A 17,195-nucleotide genomic window follows, 5' to 3' on the forward strand; every position below is an offset into this window, starting at 1 on the left:
CCACGCAGATCACCACTTGCGCAGATAATTAATTCGGCTCCGCAGCTGGTCAGCGGTGCATAACGCCGTTTGCGGTCCCCCACATGCCTGCCGGACTTCGTTGTGCACCTGCCCATGCGGACGGCCGGTTCGCGCGGCAGAGATAGAGACCAACGCGTTAAGTTCTTTCCGTAGGCGCGGAAGATCGTCAATCACACCACGACTGCTATCGGGGTTGTGGCGATTGTCGTCCCCCTCGCCGTCGCGCGGATCGTGGAACCGCCGCCGTGCTTCGTCGGCTTTCTTCTTCTCCCGCTCACGAGCCTTCAACTGCTCTTGCTGATGGTTTTGCAGCAGTTGCCTCATCTGGTCCGCATTCAGCAGACCCGGAAGCCCCAGGTACTCTGCTTCCTCTTCAGACCCCGATAATGTCCCCGTGCCATAGGATGAACCGTCATAAATGAGGTGGTCAAGTTCCGCATCGGCGCCAAGCGACTCGTACTTTTTGAGGTCATCTGGTTCGGACTCAGTTTTGTTCGCTTGCGCCACCAACTCATCATCCCAACCCTCATTGGGCCGATGCGGTTTACCCAAAACATGGTTGCGTTCAGCCTCCATCTGGGACGCCAAGTCCAAGAGCACCGGGATCGATGGTAAGAAAATTGACGCTGTTTCACCGGGGACGCGAGCGCGAACAAATCGCCCTACAGCCTGCGCAAAAAATAGCGGTGTCGACGACGATGTCGCGTACACGCCGACAGCGAGGCGAGGCACATCGACGCCTTCTGACACCATGCGAACGGCGACAAGCCACCGCTCAGTAGACCGGGAAAACTCTTCGATTTTACGAGAGGATCCAGGTTCGTCGGAGAGAACAACGGTCACCGGTTCGCCAGACAAGCGCTCAAGAATCTTCGCGTAGGCACGCGCCGTCTTCGTGTCCGTGGCTATGACGAGACCTCCAGCGTCGGGAATGACACGTCGGTACTCTTTGAGACGGATATCGGCGGCACGAAGGACAGATGGGATCCACTGCCCTTTGGGATCAAGAGCAGTTTTCCACGCTTTGGCCGTGTGTTCGGCGCTGAGGGGCTCGCCCAGCCTGGCGGCAAACTCCTCCCCTGCGCTGTCCCGCCACCGCGCTTCCCCGGAATACGCCATGAAAACGACGGGACGCACGACGCCGTCCCGCAATGCGTGGGAATACCCGTAGGTGTAATCCGCGCGGGATACCTGGTGGCCGTCTCCGTCTTCGATATACCGCACAAACGGGATGGGAGCATCGTCGGAACGAAAGGGCGTACCCGTCAGCTCGAGGCGCTTCGCGGAATCGGAGTACGCATAGCGGATTCCGTCGCCCCAACTCTTCGCATCCCCACCATGGTGGATCTCGTCCATGATGACCAGGGACTTTGTCCTCGTCGCCAAGGAGTTGTGTTTAAACGGGTGCATCGAAACCTGAGCGTAGGTGACCACCATCCCGTCAAAAACAGGGTTGAGGGTCCCCGCCGAGTTCGTGAAGTTGGCATCCAGCGCAATCCCCATCCGCGAAGCAGCGTCGGCCCACTGGTGTTTCAGGTGTTCCGTGGGAACAACCACGATGATGCGGTTGACAGCTCTCCGATCAAGGAGACGCCGAGCAAGTGTCAGCGCGAAGGTTGTTTTGCCTGCTCCCGGCGTTGCAACTGCTAGAAAATCGTCTGGATCTGCGTCAAAGTACTGCGAGAGCGCAGCTTGCTGCCATTCGCGGAGTTTCACCGTCGGCGCAGCCCCCGATAAATGCGCTCACATTCCGGGCACACCGGCGAACCCGGCTTGGCTTGCTTGGTGACGGGAAAAGTTTCCCCACACAATGCCACCACGTAGTTACCATTCACAGCTGATTCCACTATCTGGTTTTTCTTCACATAGTGGAAGTACTTTGGTGTGTCCGAATCAGTTGTTTGCTCTTCGGTCTTGGTGCGTTCAATCGTGGTTGTCTGCGGTGTTGTCACGGTTCAATCATGCCTTATACGTCAAGTCAGGTGGAGAGTCCCGAGCCACCCCATGTGAGGTCCGGGAATCCAGATTGCCGGTTAGGAGCTATCTACCCTACCGCTAACGCTTCGTGATCGCAGTCGAGGGGCTACGGTGGGGAGTATGTTCCACCGACGCAAGCACGTCGCACTTATTACCGACGCCCAGAGGTCGCCAGTTGAGGATTGGCACCGCAGGCGGCGTGAGTATGCCGTCTTGCAGGGATCGCGTATCCCGTTCCTCTTGCTCGCCGCGTTGGCGTACATGCTGTTGCACAACTTGGTGCTGGCGGCCATTTTTACTGTGATCTCTGTCCCCCTTCCATGGATCGCGGTTGTGATAGCGAATGCCGTGGGTGAAACACACGATCCGAGGAAGCCGCAGGTGTATAAGCCTGCCGTGAATAGAGACGCCTATTACGCATTTCACGGTCTTGTCGACGGAGAACGCGCTCGCGAGTTGGTCGCCGGGCACGAACAAGCTGCATCACACGAATCAGATGAATCAGAGGCAGCCGCCAATTCAAGGGCAACGACGGTGGATGTTGATCCTGACGAGACCGAGCGGAATAACGCTGATCCCAACACGACGATGTAATCGTCCAGCGCAGCGTGCGCTACCCGAATCTCTTCGTTTAGGATCCTCACTTAAGTTTTTAGCCATCTGCCCGCACTTTATGTGCCCGTATGTAATCCGCTCGCACCGTAAGCTTCATGTGCTTGAGGTGCTTCACGTTCTGATGAAAGGTTGGAGAACAGGCCACAATGGTGAGCACGCTACCTGATATCTCCGAGCTGCCGCGCTACGCCGCATCCCTCGCGAAACGCCTGAAAGAACTCGGTTATTCGTCGTCGGGCTTACACCGTGTCCTCGGCGATGACGGCCTAGCGGCCTTGGATCGGCACGAACCCGCCGCTGTTTCTTTCGCCTGCCATCGCTTTGAGCACCAAGCCTCGAGTGAGCATGATTGCCGCCTCGCGCGCGCGGTTCGGTTACTCATTCTTCGCGAGCCACAACCGCGCGACATGTTCGTCGACACTTTCGGCGACAATTTCTTCACCGACGCTCTCTCCGCCGGCGTTATCGTCGGCGAGCCAGATACAGATCCAGAGCGTTTTCGCATTGCAATTGATATCCGCCCACTGCACGTCGGCCCGTCGGAAAGCTCTGACTTCCTCGTTTTTAGCGATGCTGACGCCTCGATGGTTGATCATTCGGCCGGTCCCGACCATGTCGTAGGCGTGGGTGCTGCGTCGCGGTCACTTCTTCAGGCAACGGGTACGTCCCGCGTCGGCTCAGTTTTAGATTTAGGGACCGGATCCGGTGTCCAAATTATGGGCCAGTGGGGACGAGCCGACTCGGTGACGGCCACGGACGTCAGCCCGCGCGCGCTCCTCTTCGCTGAAGCTACGTGCGCTGCGGCCGACGTTGTGTCGACCGCCGAGTCACGCACGAAAGTGGAGTTCAAACAGGGCTCGTGGTTCGACCCCGTCCGCAATCAGACATTCGATCGCATCATCGCGAATCCGCCTTTTGTGGTGGGTCCACCGACGTTGCGCCACGTGTATCGCGATTCTGGAATGGAGCTCGATGGCGCCACTGCTAAGCTCGTTCGCGGTATTCCGGAGCACCTGGCCGCTCATGGCCAGGCATGCGTGTTGGGCGCGTGGATTCACTCAGATGATCAGGCCTGGCAAGCGCGGGTTGCGTCGTGGATCCCGGACCATGGTTATCGTGCATGGGTGTTGGAGCGTGATTGCGTCGACCCCTTGCATTATGTGGGCACGTGGATCAAGGATGAGTCTCTCGATCCCCGCAGTGAGCGCGGCCGATCGCAGTCAGAGGCGTGGATTGACTATATGGATCAGGCCGGCGTGACAGGAATCGGCATTGGTTTTATCGCGCTGACTCCGATTGATCCTGAGAAAAATTCTGAGGTTGTGTGTGAGGAATTCACTCAGCCGTACACTGACCCTCTCGGCCCGGAGATTGAGGAATATTTCCGACACTGCGCTTGGCTTGATGCACATACTCCCGACGAGATCCTGGACAGTCGGTTTAGTGTCAGGCCCGGCCTAGCCCTGGAGAAGGTTTCCCTCGCCGAGCCGGAGGCAGACTCCACCTTTACCGACGTCGTCACACGAGTCACGCGGACCGACGGACCACGTTTCTCCCACGAGATCGACAACGACGTCCTGCGTATCCTTCGCGGTTTAGACCCGAATGGATTGTCGGCGCGCGATGTGTGCGAGATCGCCGAACTCGTCACCCCTACTACAGAAGCCCAGAACCTGGCCGACCAATTTCTTCCCATACTTGTCGACGCCATTCGCCACGGGCTTGTTATACCTGGAGATCTTGAATGAAAGCCGTAGTCACGCGTGTTCGTTCCGCGTCCGTTGTTGTTGATGATTCAGTGGTTGGATCCATCCCGGACTCGGATGTCGGAGGACTCCTTGTTCTCATTGGGGTAGCCACCGGAGATACTTCTGCCACAGCCCGGGCTATGGCAGAAAAGCTGGCTCGGCTTCGGATCTTTGAGGGTTCGACGGCTGACGGGCGCCCTACTGAGGTCTCTGCGCTCGACGTCGATGCGCCCATGCTTGTTGTGTCACAGTTCACATTGATGGGTGATACTTCCCATGGCCGACGCCCGTCGTGGTCTGCCGCGGCGAAACCGGCTGAGGCTGAACCCATCTTCAACGCATGCGTAGAGGAGCTTCGCGACCGTGGGCTTAGCGTCGATACGGGAGTGTTCGGCGCCTATATGGCCGTGGAGTCGGTCAACGATGGACCGTTCACCGTCCTCGTCGATATTCCGAGTGGAGATCGCTCGTAGTCGGTTAATCGCCGTGAAAGCTCAGTCACGCAGTCAACCCCGAATAGGGGTAGGTGGGAGCGAGGGAGTCAATTCTGGCATATAGGGCCTTTACCAGCACTTTTGCGGACGTGAATCACACTCATGTGACTTCAAACCCCGCCACACATGATGCCTATCCACCTCCAACGGCGACCCAGAGCCACGCGGAAAACTGCTTATGGAACCTTTTCACCGACCCATGCGTTGGACTAACTGAATGCGATCGTGACAGCTCGACATTCTGTAGGGACGTTAATCAGGTGGCGTTCGACGACAAACGTCCACATCGCCACCCTGCCCCAACCGGCCGTCACATTGCACCGCTATCGCGACACCGAGCGCAGTTAAGGAGCCAGCACATGGACGAAGCGCACGTCAGTACGACAACCGAAGTTAATGGTGATCCTGGCCGGCGGGCCAACAACAATGAAAATCCTTCAGCTGATTTAGTTCGGGTTTACCTCAACGGAATTGGCCGTACCGCACTTCTTAACGCGGAAGACGAAGTTGAGCTTTCGCAACGGATTGAAGCTGGCCTCTACGCACAACATCTCCTTGAATCTGACGAACAGTTCACTCCGTCGAAAAAGCGGGATCTCAAGGCTGTAGCTAAAGACGGGCGCGCTGCGCGAGCTCACCTTTTGGAGGCCAATCTCCGACTCGTCGTCTCATTAGCGAAGCGCTACACGGGCCGCGGGATGCCCCTCCTCGACCTCATTCAGGAGGGAAATTTAGGTCTTATTCGCGCTGTCGAAAAGTTCGACTACACCAAGGGCTTTAAGTTTTCGACGTACGCGACATGGTGGATTCGACAAGCCATTACGCGCGGGATGGCCGACCAGTCCCGAACGATTCGCCTTCCCGTCCACCTCGTCGAGCAAGTCAACAAGCTCTCCCGCATTAAGCGTGAGATGTACCAGCACTTGGGCCGGGAAGCTACCAATGAGGAGCTCGCGGAAGAGTCTGGTATCGACGAATCAAAGATCGATCTTCTTCTGAAGCAGTCCCGCGACCCGGTGAGCTTGGACATGCCGGTAGGAACGGATGAAGAGGCTCCACTGGGAGACTTCATTGAGGACTCCGAAGCAACTGATGCGGAAGAAGCCGTTGTAGCGTCTCTCCGCCACTCCGACATTAGAACCGTTTTGGCCACCTTAGAGAAGAGGGAGCAAGACGTCATTCGTCTCCGCTTTGGTCTCGACGACGGTGTCCCCCGGACTCTTGACCAGATTGGTCGCGAGTTTGGGCTCTCTCGTGAGCGGGTCCGCCAAATTGAACGTGAGGTCATGGCGAAGCTCCGAAAAGGAGAGCGTGCGGATAAGTTGCGGTCTTACGCTTAAGTGCTGAGATGCTTATCTCGCATTCTGGCTTTTAGCCTACCCACATTTATTGTCAGCGAAAGTGGGTAAAAACGCCCCGGGGAAATATTTCCCGGGGCTCTTATGTTAAGGGTAAAGTAAAAACTAGTACCGTCGTCTTATTTATCGAACTACTTGAGAAAGGCGTCCATCATGAAGGATCTCGTCGATACCACCGAGATGTATCTCCGGACTATTTATGAGTTGGATGAAGAAGGTATCACTCCCCTGCGCGCACGCATCGCGGAGCGCTTGGAACAATCAGGCCCCACGGTCAGCCAAACGGTAGCTCGCATGGAACGTGATGGGCTGCTTCGCGTAGCGGAAGACCGCCACCTTGAACTCACCGACGCCGGCCGCCAGGTTGCGATCGCGGTTATGCGTAAACACCGCTTAGCAGAGTGTTTACTGTCTACTACCCTCAAGCTTCCCAAAGAGAAAGTGCACGAAGAAGCCTGTCGTTGGGAACACGTGATGAGCGACGACGTTGAGCGTCGTCTTTACGATGTCCTCGATGCACCGACCCACAGCCCCTTCGGCACCCCGATTCCGGGACTTCCGCAGCTAGGTGTCAATGGCAGTGAACCGCAGATGGAAGGTAAGCGACTCACGGATCTTGCTCGCAATGAACTCGTCACTGCGAAGATCCTCATGTTTAACGAAGTACTTCAGTCCGATTCCGCTGTGATGGCAAATCTACGGAACGCCGGAATTGTTCCTGGTAAGAAGATTCACGCGGTCGTCAATGACCGTAATGCCACGGTCTCGGTTGGTGATGAAACAGTGGCCATTCCTGTCAGCTTGGCCCACGCTATCGTCGTCGAGTAAAAAGCAGAAGTAGAAACCGAGTAGGGTGGTGCGCCATCGAGCGCCCCCACCCTACTTTCATATTTTCGGTGAAAACTCACATATCCATCACTGGAAAGTGACCGGAATATCCGCAACATCGACGAACCCATTGCTATGGTCACCGAATAGCTTGATGACACACTCTTGGGTTTTACAGTCGATCTCTTCTCCACCAGTACTGACATTCTTCTGGTTGACGGTGATCTCTTCACTGAACGAGCCATCGTCCGGAATGGCTCCGTCCTCATTTTCATTAGAAATCCACTTTTGTGCATTCGGATCCCCGTGAGCCCCCAGACAATCGGGAACATCTCCGGTTTGCTCTTTCGCACACAGGGCGAGGTAATACCCCATGTCCGGGTCCGCGTCCTTGACATCTACCGTGACTTGCTGCCCGTCCCGCAGATCCTTTGCTTGCGACACTTTCATAACGACGATGTCATCAGTTCCGGTGACTTCTGTGCTTGCACTGTCATCAGTGTCGCTAGCTTTGGCGGACTGACCACTCGACTTGGCGGCAGACGCTGCACCAGATGACGAGTTATTCGAGTCGTTATCATTGGAGCACGCAGCCACTCCGAGCGCACACCCCAAAGTGACGACGAGTGCACCGGCCCGCATACCCATCGTTCGTGCCGGTCGAGTGGAATGAGTGTTGTGTTTCATCGCGGAGGGCTCCCTCGTAGGGTTCGTAAAGTCGTACCGTGGTTAACCTTATACAAGAAAAGTATAATCGTCGGCTAAGACAAATAACTTGGCTACCATCTGTGCATCTTAACGCACACGTCAACACCTCCTCACTGCATAAGGGTGGTGTGGCCTTTTCCTCTACCCCACCTATAGGTAAGCTAAAGCCTCTACTTGGAGGCCCAGGCTTCCAGTTTTGTCTGTAGTTCGACTCTTCCACGATCGCTGTACTGATCGTTGCCCGTGAAAGCTGTGACCTTGCATTACCCCTCAGGTTTCTTATCGGCCCGTACTTCTAAGGCCGGTTATCGCCCCTTCAAACCCCTAACCATGCTCGTGGGCGCCATGCTCGTCATTGGTTTAACCACCACCGCGTGCGACGTCCCGTCACGCGACGGAGAATCGTCGTCTAGTCAGTCGGATAGTTCGGCTCACCCGGTCCATGCGGAAGGGCTCGTCAATGCGTCATTGAACACTGGTGATCCCCAAATCCTTGCCCAGATTAAGCCGAATCTTCCTGCGGAAACGACGTCGCAAGGCAAGAAAGTCACGGTGAAAAAGGCTGATCGCATTCTCGGGCTTGACCGATCCGGGGCTATGGCAGCATCTCTGTGGTCCATGGGCATGGGCGATAAACTCGTCGGGAGAGATATCTCCACTGATTTTCCGTCGGCTCAGAAGCTGCCTTTGGTAACGCCGGGTGGGCACTCTATTAATGCGGAGGCCGTTCTTGATCTCAATCCCGACGTCATTTTCACCGACGGAACAATTGGGCCGCAATCCGTTTTCCGTCAGTTGGAAAAGTCCGGGATCACCGTTGTGCGTACTGATCGAGACAGGAACCTTGATAACGCGGACAACCTTATGAAGGAGATCGGACGCGCCTTAGGTGACGAGGATGCTGGCAACCAAGCAGCGCAAAAGGTGCGGGAAGGTATTGAGTCTGCAAGCAAAGCTGCCGAGGCAGAGTCTGATCATCGTCGCATGATCATGCTGTACCTGCGTGGGACGAACGTTTCGATGATCGCCGGTCCGAAGTCGGGGGCACCTGACCTCATTAAATCCCTCGGTGGTGTCGATGCCGGTGAGGGCCTCGGGCTAGATAAGGCCTTTACTAACCTGACATCAGAAGCATTGGTCAAGGCTGCTCCCGATACGATCATTGTGATGAAGGAAGGGCTTGAGTCCATTGGAGGCTTGGACGGCCTCCATAAGCTCCCTGGTTTTGATCAGACTCCAGCCGGGGCCCATAACAGCGTGCTGACTGTCCCCGACTCTCACCTGTTATCGTTCGGCCCCGACGCGGGCAACGTGATCACGGCAATGGCTCAGGCCCTGTATGGCGACTCGAAGTCGCCATCGTCAGCTGCGCCGTCCTCAAACGCTACGCCTGAAGCCCTGGAGCGTCGGTCATGATGAAACGCTCACGCACACAGTCGTTCCATCAAACGCGAGTTGTAGCGACGGTGATTTTCTTCCCGACGATCATCGCTCTCCTCGCCATCAGCCTGGTGTGGTCAGCCACCGCCGGACAAGTGGAGACGACCCCCACTCAAGTGTTGGGATCGTTGCTCCACTCCATGAGAGTATCCTGGTTAGACGGCCCCGATCACGCTAATGCCGAAGCCGCCTTATGGTACGTCCGCTTCCCGCGAATCGTCGTGGGAGCCATCGTAGGCGCAGGCCTAGGAGTATCAGGCGTTCTTCTGCAAGGCGTGTTTTCAAACCCACTGGCTGAGCCGGGCATCATCGGTGTGTCCTCTGGGGCAGCCGTCGGGGCCTCCGCAGCCATCGCTCTGGGGGCATCGACAACCTCCGCTCATCAGGGGCTCGGCCCGTGGATGGTCACGCTCGCGGCTTTCATTGCGGGCCTGTGTACCACCGCGTTCATATATTTCGCGTCCCGACGAAACGGCCGAAGCGAAGTTGTCACTCTCATTCTGACAGGTGTCGCCACCAATGCCATGGCCGGCGGTATTATAGCGTTCCTTACCTTCATTGCCGATAACGCAGCTCGCGATCAGATCGTGTTTTGGCAAATGGGGTCTATTGCTGGCTCATCGTGGACAGCAGCAGGGATAATCTGCATCGTCACTATTCCGGTCAGTCTTCTGGCCTGGACTTTGGCTAAACCACTTGATCTTCTCTCCTTGGGTGAGAGTCAGGCTCACCACCTAGGTGTCAATGTTGAGCGTCTTCGCGCCTCAATCGTCGTTATTGTCTCCCTGCTCGTTGCGGTAGGTGTGGCCTTCACCGGCATCATTTCATTTGTGGGACTTGTTGTCCCCCACGCTCTCCGGCTCATCGTCGGGCCCGGCCACCGCATTCTTATACCGGCTTCGGCGTTAGGCGGTGCGCTAACACTAACCATTGCCGACGTCGTCGCCCGGACGGCTATTCGCGGCGCTGACCTCCCTCTAGGGATGCTGACAGCGCTTATTGGTGGTCCCGTGTTCTTCTACCTACTCCGACGTTCTCGTGGCCACTCTGGTGCATGGCGCTAACGTCTGCGACAAAGAACAATCCGTTAGGAAGGTTGTCCATGCTATCTCTTGACTCAGTGTCCTTACGCCGAGGTTCACGCGTCGTTCTTGATGCAGTTAATGTATCGATTGGCCAGGGAGAAGTTGTCGCCATCGTCGGACCGAATGGTGCTGGTAAATCAACTTTATTGGGCGTAGCTGCAGGCGACCTCACTCCTGATTCAGGAACAGTCCGGATAGAAGACCGCAACGTATCGACGACATCTGCGCCTGATTTAGCCCGACTGCGGTCGGTATTGACGCAATCGAACACCGTCGGTTTTTCCTTTACCGCCGGCGAGACCATTGCGATGGGGCGTGCGCCCTGGGCCAAAACCGAGACTGCCGACGAGGCAGCTGAGGCAATGGATACCGCGATCGAAGAGACGGCCGTTCGCGAGTTTCTTTCCCGCGAGTTTCATCATCTCTCTGGTGGTGAGAAAGCTCGAGTATCTTTGGCTCGAGTTCTTACTCAAAACACTCCGTTAATCCTCCTTGATGAACCGACGGCTGCGCTGGATATTCGTCATCAAGAAGATGTGATGAAGATTTGCCGACACCGGGCTAAGAACGGTGCCGCAGTGGGGATCGTTCTTCACGATTTGTCTCTCGCTGCAGCGTGGAGTGACCGAATCATTGTGCTTGACCACGGCCGGGTTGCTGTGTCCGGGAATCCCGATGAGGTATTACAGCCCGAGTTACTGAGCAACATTTACGGCTGTCCGATGCAAGTTTTTCGCGGGCCGGATGACTCCCCAATTGTTGTCCCGCTGAGAAAGACACAATAAGTTTCTCCCCCCCCCAACCATCGCGCACGGTCGTTGTTTGGCACGGCTCCTGAGTGCTGGGAGCCCCTTTGTTGCGACGTGGCTGGCGCTGGCTGTTATAACTGAGCCCCACCTCACGGTACAAACCATGAAATGGGGCTAAGTCACAAGCTCCTGCTATCCATGGGATGATCCCATGGACGGCGGTTTAGCTATTCGTTGTCTGCACTGTCATCATTGGACGACTTCAGCTGCTGGGCTGCGGAATTCCTCCGCTTTTCGATGCCGAATAGCGCAGCAAACACGATGGCTAGTGTGCCAAGAATGCCAATGATAATTCCGTAAAGCCATCCGTGATCTGAGCTCGTGTTCTCGGAGTCGATGGCTTGGTTACCGTCGGAATCTTTAGAACCTTTAGAGTTCTTGTTCTTCTTCTTGGCTTCGCGGGCTTTCTTCCGCGCTTCTTCTGCCTTCTTCTTTTCCTCAGCCTTCTTCTCGGCCGCCTTCACCGCGGACTCTTTTTCCTGCTGAGTACCGGTAACCGTAATGTCTGTCACCGTGTCTTGGCTGCGGTCCGTCGAACCGTGTGCTGCAAAGGTGAAGATAGCGCACTGGTTCTTAATGCAGTTACCACCATCAAAGATGGGCTCGATGTTCAGTGTGGTGCTAAAAGACCCGTTTGACGAAATTTGCTGTGGCCGCACCCAGTTGGTCGCTCCGAAGACAGAGGCATCCGTGAAGGAGAACTTCGACTTCTCGGCTACCCCAACATAAACGCCGTTGCCGCCAGTCTTGAAGCCTTGGCCGGTCACTGTGACAGGAGTTTTTCCGGTTGGCGAAATAGTGGTTCGCGATACCGAAACTCGCGCTCCGCTACGTGATTGACCAGACGTGCCGCTGGCACCAGAGGCTTGGCTGAGGCCATATCCACCACTCGAGCTGCCTGAACCCGAGCCACCGCTCCGGCTTACACCCGAGGCAACCGACTGTGCTGCTTGCTGTGCGCTGGATGCAGCAACTCCACCCGCAAAGCTAACCGGCGTGGCCGTGTCTTGGCTACGGTCGCTCGACCCATGTGCGGCAAAGGTGTACACCGCGCACGCGTTGGTCAGGCAATTCGCGCTTCCGAATGTGGCTGACACGGGAAGATCAACAGAGAATGATCCATCAGCATTGAGGTTGCCTTTTTGGTTGGAGACCCACACCGTGCCTGGACCGAAGACATCAGCATTGGTCGTACTGAATTGGTCCTGCTGCGCAATCCCGACATAGACGCCATTGCCGCTAGTCTTGAACCCTTGACCGCTAACCCGGATCGTGTCCCCACTCGGGTTAAGGTTCTGAGTCTTCGACAAGGTGACTACCGCACCACTCGAGGAATGTGCCCCGGTAGGTGCCGGTGCTGGCTGGGCAGGCGCTCCTCCCTGAGGAGCAGCAGAGCCCGAGTTTCCGTTGCTGGGCTGGCCGTTTCCACCCGGGTTCGCTGCGGGAGCGGCCTGGCCGTTGTCATTTCCGCCCGATCCTGCCCCGTCGCCGGAGGTAGCGGGGGGCGTCACAGCTCCGTCTTCCTTCTTGGCTACTCCACCTTTGAAGGAGACAGGCGTTGCTGTGTCCTGGCTCCTATCAGAAGATCCGTGTGCAGCAAGTGTAAAGATCGAGCAGTGGTTGTCTTTACAGTTCGCGCTACCGAAGGTCGAGCTGACGGGCAACTCGATGGAGAACGAACCATCTTCGTTCAGATTTCCCTTGCTCTTCGAGACCCACTTCGTATCGGGGCCGAAGGCGTCAGGATTAGTGGTGCTGAACTGGTCATCCTGGGCGATACCTACATAAATGCCAGGCCCATCCGTTTTAAACCCTTTACCTTCAACCCGAACAGTATCTCCGCTCGGATTGAGATCAGTGGTTTTATTTACTGTGACAGTTGCTCCACTGCTTGATGTGCTGCCCAGGGAGCCGGAGTTGTGCTGCGAATTGCCGCCATTATCCTGGCCAGAGTTGTTGTTGTCGCTGCCGCCATCTCCATAGTGGCCTCCCTCGGTGTCAACAGTGACCGGGCTTCCGTTACGGAAACTAATGGGTGTCCACGCGTCTTGGGAGCGGTCAAAGAGCTTCGGGAATGCGGTGAATGACGCAACATAGCACTGGGTTGTGGTGCAATCGACGTCCCTAAACTTGGTATCGACGGTCAAGTCAGTCGTGAAATTACCCTGGTCATCGGCTTTTACCTTGACCGCTTTGCCATAAGTCTTTGGATATCCGGACGCAGGCTTTTCAATTGTCTGAGTGACGTAAATAGATTCACCAGGCTTGTAGCCCTTACCCGTCGCTTTGAGGGTGTCCCCACCACTGATGTCTTTATCTTTATCCAAAGTCAGTGTCGGTGCTTGGGATTGTTCATCTCCCCCACCACTATTGAGAAATCGGCCAAGATCAGGCGATCCCGGGAATCCCAAGTCATTGATCGCGTCGCTCAACGAAGACAAATCAACTGCCGACGCAGCAGGGGCAGCAGCTGATCCTATCCCAATGAGAGACACCGTTGACAAGGAAGCAACGAGGGCACGAGCCGCGGTACGACCATGCGTTTTCTTACTCGTGTTGCGTGAGCCACTGGGTGTGTGGGTCTCGGAGTGATCTCCGGTGGGAAGCATGAACTCTCCAGGTAATCGAGGGAGCATTTCGAACTCGCCCGGCGCTGCGATCACGACGATGTCCCGTTAACCGATCCGGTGTAAGGGCGGGCGTCGTTAAGGAACGCTGGTGCATCAAGAGGTAGCGTTCCATGGCTATCACTTCCCATGCTCAGTCATGCAAATGACAGCCAAGGTTACGCATCTATCCTGATATGAAGGTAAAGCTTACTTGCTGCTAAGTCAATATTTTTCTGCCCTGTGCCTCCCCATTATTTCGCACTCGATCGGGCGGAAATGAAAATGATCACTTAACCACGCGATTAGTGGGGCACGTGTTAACAATGTGGCGTAAAAGGCTAGTTTTCGCGCCCCTTTCTCAGCCTTTTTAGGGGGTAAGTGTTTAAAGAGTTGTACTCCTCGTGTTGTGAGTAACATCAGCGACTTCTCAGTTTGTCGGAAGCATGTGCCATTCATACGAGGGCTAGACTGAGAACCCACACCACACGGCACCCGACGACGGCGATTGGCCCCGTTCCCCTGCAGTGAATGCACGCATGGACCTGACCAGTGGCACGTCGCGCGAACCTGGGTGTCCCGTAGATACAAATCAACAGGCCGAGAGTAACCACCACGTACGAAAGGTGAAAAACAGTATGAAGATTCTCGTAACAGGCGGCGCAGGATACGTTGGCGGCACCGTCGCCAAAGTGCTGCTTGAACAGGGCCATTCCGTCACCGTTATCGACGATCTCACGACGGGAAACACCGACCTTATTCCCGAGGGCGCAAACTTTGTCCGTGGAGATGTCCGCGATGTCGCCGCAGATGTCCTCGCTGACGAAAAGTTTGACGGCGTTGCACATTTCGCCGCCCGCTCGCTCGTCGGCGAATCTGTTGAGAGGCCTCAAGATTATTGGCACCACAATGTTGTGACCACATTGACGCTCCTGGACGCGATGCGCCATTCGCATGTAAACAACTTGGTTTTCTCGTCCACCGCGGCCACATATGGAGAGCCGGAGACAGTTCCCATTACTGAAGAGTTCCCCACGCGGCCGACGAACCCGTATGGTGCGACGAAGCTCGCTATCGATCACATGATCACGTCGTACGCCCACGCCTTCGGCTTGAGAGCAACATCGCTGCGCTACTTCAATGTCGCCGGGGCCTACCACGGTCAAGGCGAAAACCGCCCCGTCGAAACCCACATCATTCCCATCATTCTTCAAGTAGCTCTAGGCCACCGCGATGGAGTGAAGATTTTTGGCGACGACTGGCCGACGAAGGATGGCACGTGCGTCCGGGACTATATTCACGTCAAGGATCTTGCCGACGCTCACCTCCTGGCGCTTGAAACCAACAAGCCCGGTCAGCACAGGATGTACAATCTCGGGTCCGGCGACGGGTATTCGGTCCGTGAAGTCATCGAGATGTGTCGAAAAGTGACTGGCCATCCGATCCCGGCGGATATTGCTCCCCGACGAGCCGGTGACCCCGCGATTCTTATTGCGTCCAGCGACAAGGCTCGTCACGAACTCGGGTGGAACCCGACGCACACAGACCTCGAGACAATTGTGTCTACAGCGTGGGACTTCGCTCAATCGCTCGGAGATCGTGCACATTCTTTGCCCAAGGCGACGTCATAGAGAGCAGGCAGCTAGACGACGCCATACATAACGCGCACGCCATGCGGCCGCGTCACTCTCGTCTAGCCTTTGCATTGTCTTCGGCGGGACCGTGCCCCCACCGCTGTAAGCGCCGAGCTGCTTGTACGCCCTCGGACAGTGTTGATGCCCACGGCTCGAAGCGGAACTTACGGAATTCGTCGATGATGGCGTCGAAATCAGTCGCTCCGAGGAGCGTGCTTATCACTTTTCGTTCACTCGTGACATCGACACCTTGAGCGTCGAGGGCGTCGATGGTGGTCACGAGATCATCAAGCGATTCGACGCTCAACGCGGTCAACAGCGCGATACCAGAATCGGTTTTCTGCCCACGATGAAGAGCGAGGAGCGAATAAGGCAACGACGCTCCCTCGTCGAATTTCTGTTCCTGTAAAGCACGACGATAAGCAAGTCCTGCCAAGGATTCATGTTCATTCCGATCCATGATCCCCCACATACACAGGGCAAATGAACGCGACTGGGATGGGAAGGCTTGGGCTGCACTCAAGAAAACATCACGAAGGGTGTGGCGTAGTGGCGAATAGCGAAGACCATGGCTGATGTCTCGCAAACTGCCAGTATTGAGAGCTCGAATCCAACGTTGAGCCACAACGGGATCACTAAAGTCGGGTTGTTGTCCTTCTGATGATGCACTGGCAGCAATGTCGTCGGCTATCTCGCCGGTGAGCGTGATGAAATCTCGAAAGCTATCAAGGCGCAGTGACATCAGCGCACTACTGTCTAGACGCTCGTCGCTACCGAAAGCCGTGTTGAAACGACTTGCGGTCTCCCATGGACAAACGGTGTATTCGCCCCTGGGAGGTTCACTATCCATGTTCAGATCGCAGTCGACGTCGGCATCATCGGTGAAATGACTAATGAACTCGCGAATGTAGATATCGCTGAGCTGCGCCTCTTCAGCAATTTCATTACCCGCCTCGGGCGGAAAAGGCAGCACCGATTCGTCGGCGTCAAAAATGCTGGCCGCGTCGCTGTTCGGTAACGACGAATCCGTACTAGCACGGAGGTCAGAGAACCAGCTTTTCAAAGCTTCGCCATGGCCGACGCTTCCAGTGTCGAAATGGCCACCTGCGTCGAAAGACATGACGGCAAATGGCTGTCCTGCCCGGAGCGTGTCAACGCCAACGACTGCTGTGACCTCGATGCCTTTCGCCCACAAAGTCGACATAATCGTGTTGATGGCTCGGAGCGTGTCCGCAGATCCGTTTTCAGTGTGATCATCGATAGTCACCGTCGCGCTAAGACCATTGTCGCCGACGTGCTTTGTGACGTGGGCAGATGTGAATGTCGCGCCGGGCAGCTCGAGGTTCGCTGCTCCCGCGGTCGTCGCCCGTCGTCGATGATCGTCGTAGTGCATCCCGGTTTGGGCACCCTTCATCATCGACGCCACAAGATCGACAGCTCCAGGTTCGTCGATAATTAACCAACATGCTGACGAGAGAGGGATGTCAAGAGAGCCGAGCGCACGGTCGAAGCTATCTGCGTTATCAACTGGAGTGGCGAGTACACACACTCCGCTAGACATTCGTTCTGATGGACGTTCCGCCTGACCAGTGGATGTCTTGGGACCACCACAGTTTTCGCAGCAGGAGTCACCGATCAGGATCAGGTTTTTATTGGTTGAGTTCTCTCCGAGGATCCGTGGCAACGCTCCTAGAACCGCGCCGACGGTGTCAGAGGATGGGCGGGGACGGGCAAAAATGGAAAACACGTCGGACGTACCGGCGCTACACGAGGAATGGCAATCTGTCATGGCCGCTAGTTTGGCAATTAATGTCGCACCATCACCGCCGAGACGAGGGCAAAACTGCGCACGCTGTGGATAACTATTACCCT

Annotated in this window: 14 protein-coding genes; 9 read left to right on the forward strand and 5 right to left on the reverse strand. The window is 56.1% G+C overall.

Translation table 11 applies throughout. From position 1 onward, the window contains the following. Nucleotides 1-9: 9 nt before the first annotated feature. The gene (locus CKROP_RS05255) at nucleotides 10-1,737 is read right to left on the reverse strand and encodes a DEAD/DEAH box helicase (protein WP_012731700.1); all 1,728 of its coding nucleotides are present in this window, start codon (nucleotides 1,735-1,737) and stop codon (nucleotides 10-12) included. Then, nucleotides 1,734-1,973 (reverse strand): DUF3039 domain-containing protein, encoded by a 240-nt coding sequence (locus tag CKROP_RS05260; RefSeq protein WP_012731701.1) that lies wholly within the window; start codon nucleotides 1,971-1,973, stop codon nucleotides 1,734-1,736. Before CKROP_RS05260 ends, CKROP_RS05255 begins: the two co-directional genes overlap by 4 nt. Nucleotides 1,974-2,118: 145 nt before the next feature. Here CKROP_RS05260 and CKROP_RS10710 point away from each other — a divergent pair, with 145 nt between their 5' ends. From CKROP_RS10710 to CKROP_RS05285, 5 genes are all read left to right on the forward strand, one after another. Continuing rightward, nucleotides 2,119-2,592 carry a DUF3099 domain-containing protein gene (locus tag CKROP_RS10710; RefSeq protein ID WP_012731702.1) on the forward strand — a complete coding sequence of 158 codons (474 nt, stop codon included), beginning with the start codon at nucleotides 2,119-2,121 and terminating at the stop codon, nucleotides 2,590-2,592. A 167-nt stretch (nucleotides 2,593-2,759) separates the two neighbouring features. After that, nucleotides 2,760-4,361 (forward strand): N5-glutamine methyltransferase family protein, encoded by a 1,602-nt coding sequence (locus CKROP_RS05270; protein ID WP_012731703.1) that lies wholly within the window; start codon nucleotides 2,760-2,762, stop codon nucleotides 4,359-4,361. Beyond that, complete coding sequence (gene dtd, locus CKROP_RS05275) at nucleotides 4,358-4,834, forward strand: D-aminoacyl-tRNA deacylase (RefSeq protein ID WP_012731704.1); 477 nt, start codon at nucleotides 4,358-4,360, stop codon at nucleotides 4,832-4,834. The genes CKROP_RS05270 and dtd overlap by 4 nt, the downstream gene beginning before the upstream one ends. Nucleotides 4,835-5,214: 380 nt before the next feature. After that, nucleotides 5,215-6,195 carry a sigma-70 family RNA polymerase sigma factor gene (locus tag CKROP_RS05280; protein WP_012731705.1) on the forward strand — a complete coding sequence of 327 codons (981 nt, stop codon included), beginning with the start codon at nucleotides 5,215-5,217 and terminating at the stop codon, nucleotides 6,193-6,195. A 171-nt stretch (nucleotides 6,196-6,366) separates the two neighbouring features. Continuing rightward, entirely contained in the window at nucleotides 6,367-7,041 is a 675-nt protein-coding gene (locus CKROP_RS05285) for an iron-dependent transcriptional repressor DtxR (protein WP_012731706.1), read from the forward strand. Nucleotides 7,042-7,128: 87 nt separating this feature from the next. Here CKROP_RS05285 and CKROP_RS05290 read toward each other — a convergent pair whose 3' ends face one another. Beyond that, nucleotides 7,129-7,728: a neocarzinostatin apoprotein domain-containing protein gene (locus tag CKROP_RS05290; RefSeq protein ID WP_012731707.1), complete on the reverse strand. Its 600-nt coding sequence runs from the start codon at nucleotides 7,726-7,728 to the stop codon at nucleotides 7,129-7,131. Between the two features lie 273 nt (nucleotides 7,729-8,001). Between CKROP_RS05290 and CKROP_RS05295 the strand changes: the two genes are divergently transcribed. The 3 genes from CKROP_RS05295 to CKROP_RS05305 are packed head-to-tail and all read left to right on the forward strand — an operon-like array spanning nucleotide 8,002 to nucleotide 11,059. Beyond that, complete coding sequence (locus CKROP_RS05295) at nucleotides 8,002-9,165, forward strand: heme/hemin ABC transporter substrate-binding protein (RefSeq protein WP_012731708.1); 1,164 nt, start codon at nucleotides 8,002-8,004, stop codon at nucleotides 9,163-9,165. After that, on the forward strand, nucleotides 9,162-10,253 hold the full coding sequence (locus CKROP_RS05300; protein WP_012731709.1) for a FecCD family ABC transporter permease: 1,092 nt from the start codon (nucleotides 9,162-9,164) through the stop codon (nucleotides 10,251-10,253). The genes CKROP_RS05295 and CKROP_RS05300 overlap by 4 nt, the downstream gene beginning before the upstream one ends. A gap of 38 nt (nucleotides 10,254-10,291) precedes the next feature. Further along, the gene (locus CKROP_RS05305; RefSeq protein WP_012731710.1) at nucleotides 10,292-11,059 is read left to right on the forward strand and encodes a heme ABC transporter ATP-binding protein; all 768 of its coding nucleotides are present in this window, start codon (nucleotides 10,292-10,294) and stop codon (nucleotides 11,057-11,059) included. Between the two features lie 191 nt (nucleotides 11,060-11,250). Here CKROP_RS05305 and CKROP_RS05310 read toward each other — a convergent pair whose 3' ends face one another. Continuing rightward, nucleotides 11,251-13,692, reverse strand: a complete 2,442-nt coding sequence (locus CKROP_RS05310) for a neocarzinostatin apoprotein domain-containing protein (protein ID WP_012731711.1) — start codon at nucleotides 13,690-13,692, stop codon at nucleotides 11,251-11,253. Between the two features lie 635 nt (nucleotides 13,693-14,327). On the opposite strand from CKROP_RS05310, the gene galE reads away from it, so the two are divergent. Then, a complete protein-coding gene (galE, locus tag CKROP_RS05315; protein ID WP_012731712.1) occupies nucleotides 14,328-15,320 on the forward strand; it encodes a UDP-glucose 4-epimerase GalE in 993 nt (330 codons plus the stop codon). Between the two features lie 52 nt (nucleotides 15,321-15,372). Here the strand turns inward: galE and CKROP_RS05320 are convergent, their stop codons facing one another. Next, the gene (locus tag CKROP_RS05320; protein ID WP_012731713.1) at nucleotides 15,373-17,112 is read right to left on the reverse strand and encodes a hypothetical protein; all 1,740 of its coding nucleotides are present in this window, start codon (nucleotides 17,110-17,112) and stop codon (nucleotides 15,373-15,375) included. Nucleotides 17,113-17,195: the final 83 nt, after the last annotated feature.

Origin of the sequence: Corynebacterium kroppenstedtii DSM 44385 (genome assembly GCF_000023145.1) — a bacterium.
Taxonomy (GTDB): Bacteria; Actinomycetota; Actinomycetes; order Mycobacteriales; family Mycobacteriaceae; genus Corynebacterium; species Corynebacterium kroppenstedtii.

Coding starts and splice junctions, on each gene's coding strand:
- CKROP_RS10710 (WP_012731702.1), top strand. CDS start 2,119: ATGTTCCACCGACGCAAGCACGTCGCACTTATTACCGACGCCCAGAGG.
- CKROP_RS05270 (WP_012731703.1), top strand. CDS start 2,760: ATGGTGAGCACGCTACCTGATATCTCCGAGCTGCCGCGCTACGCCGCA.
- dtd (WP_012731704.1), top strand. CDS start 4,358: ATGAAAGCCGTAGTCACGCGTGTTCGTTCCGCGTCCGTTGTTGTTGAT.
- CKROP_RS05280 (WP_012731705.1), top strand. CDS start 5,215: ATGGACGAAGCGCACGTCAGTACGACAACCGAAGTTAATGGTGATCCT.
- CKROP_RS05285 (WP_012731706.1), top strand. CDS start 6,367: ATGAAGGATCTCGTCGATACCACCGAGATGTATCTCCGGACTATTTAT.
- CKROP_RS05290 (WP_012731707.1), bottom strand. CDS start 7,728: ATGAAACACAACACTCATTCCACTCGACCGGCACGAACGATGGGTATG.
- CKROP_RS05300 (WP_012731709.1), top strand. CDS start 9,162: ATGATGAAACGCTCACGCACACAGTCGTTCCATCAAACGCGAGTTGTA.
- CKROP_RS05305 (WP_012731710.1), top strand. CDS start 10,292: ATGCTATCTCTTGACTCAGTGTCCTTACGCCGAGGTTCACGCGTCGTT.
- CKROP_RS05310 (WP_012731711.1), bottom strand. CDS start 13,692: ATGCTTCCCACCGGAGATCACTCCGAGACCCACACACCCAGTGGCTCA.
- galE (WP_012731712.1), top strand. CDS start 14,328: ATGAAGATTCTCGTAACAGGCGGCGCAGGATACGTTGGCGGCACCGTC.
- CKROP_RS05320 (WP_012731713.1), bottom strand. CDS start 17,112: ATGACAGATTGCCATTCCTCGTGTAGCGCCGGTACGTCCGACGTGTTT.